Annotated in this window: 2 protein-coding genes; one reads left to right on the top strand and one right to left on the bottom strand. The window is 71.3% G+C overall.

The annotated features are described in order from the left end of the window. The coding region (locus ACWCRA_RS21455; RefSeq protein WP_451068337.1) for a HAMP domain-containing protein at positions 1-691 on the bottom strand (691 nt) is incomplete at its 3' end. A 340-nt stretch (positions 692-1,031) separates the two neighbouring features. Here ACWCRA_RS21455 and ACWCRA_RS21450 point away from each other — a divergent pair. Next, positions 1,032-1,244 (top strand): DUF5133 domain-containing protein, encoded by a 213-nt coding sequence (locus ACWCRA_RS21450; protein ID WP_351559111.1) that lies wholly within the window; start codon positions 1,032-1,034, stop codon positions 1,242-1,244. Positions 1,245-1,403 lie beyond the last annotated feature (159 nt).

The raw sequence follows: 1,403 nt of genomic DNA, 5'->3' as shown, positions 1-1,403 counted from the left end.
TGATCTTCTGGGAGAGGTCGCCCTTGGCGACCGCCGTGGTCACCTGGGCGACATTGCGGACCTGGTCGGTGAGGTTGCCCGCCATGAAGTTCACCGAGTCGGTCAGCTCGCGCCAGACACCGCCGACCCCCGGGACCTCCGCCTGTCCGCCGAGCCGGCCCTCGCTGCCGACCTCGCGGGCGACCCGGGTGACCTCGTCCGCGAACGCGGAGAGCTGGTCGACCATGGTGTTGACGGTGCTCTTCAGCTCCAGGATCTCGCCGCGCGCGTCCACGTCGATCTTCTGGGAGAGATCCCCCCGGGCCACGGCGGTCGCCACCTGCGCGATGTCCCGGACCTGGGTGGTGAGGTTGCCCGCCATCGCGTTGACGGAGTCGGTGAGATCCGCCCAGGTGCCCGAGACCCCCGGAACCTCCGCCTGCCCGCCCAGCGTTCCCTCGGTGCCCACCTCGCGGGCCACCCGGGTCACCTCGGAGGTGAACAGGGACAACTGGTCGACCATGCCGTTGAAGACGGTGGCGATCTCGCCCAGCAGCCCGTCGGCCTCACCGGGCAGCCGGGTCCCGAAATCCCCGTCCCGCACGGCGGTCAGCCCGGCCAGCAACTGCCGCAGCTCCGGCTCACCGACCCCACCGGACCCGCCCGCCCCCTGCGACCCGTGCTCCGTGTACTGGGCTCTCGCGTTCACCATGCCCCACCTTCCCGATCCCCGGCCATACGGTTCGAACAGAGGACGACAGGACCTGCCGACACAACGGAGGAGCGGACCCGCACCGCCGCCCGCTCCCGCCGGAGATTACTACGCACCCTCGCGGCAAATACATCCAAGGATACCTCTGGACTACCCACTGGTACGGCCCAACCGGGCGCTCGCGCGACCGGCGTTCCGGTGCCGGAAAGGTAACGGGATGACAACGGCAGGGGGTGGGAGGGGCCTCGGCGGGCACAAGCACTCCGCACGGGTGTGGCGCCTGGGGAGGTCAGCCGCACCCGGCTCGTTCCCCGTGCCCGTCCGTACTGGAGGAGGACCCATGCTGAAGGCGCACCCGGCCGTGTTGCGGAACCTGCTCGACACCTACGAAACCCTGCGCGCGGAGGCCGCCGGACCGGTCGTCGCCCTGGGCGTGAGGCGGCAGTTGCTGGACACCGCGTACACCCTGTGCGTCACCACCGGCACCCGTGACATCGACGAGGCACTCACCGCCGCCCGCCGGGAGCTGGCGACCCAGCTCTCTCCCGCCTGAACGGGCCCCGCCGTACGCCGTGGTGAACGGCGGGCCCGCAGCGCCGGCAGCCGAGAGGCCCGGTTGCTGGTCACCGAGTTGAACGCGGTGTACGGACGGACCCCGGCGCTCTGGCAGCGCGACGGCGCCCCGGAGGGGTTCTCCTGGGTGGACGGGGAC

It is taken from the genome of Streptomyces sp. NPDC001889, from assembly GCF_053594535.1.
This window is presented reverse-complemented; position numbering and strand designations above follow the sequence as displayed.

What these genes read in the sequence shown, in the direction of transcription:
- ACWCRA_RS21450 (WP_351559111.1), top strand. Translation starts at nt 1,032, where the DNA reads ATGCTGAAGGCGCACCCGGCCGTGTTGCGGAACCTGCTCGACACCTAC.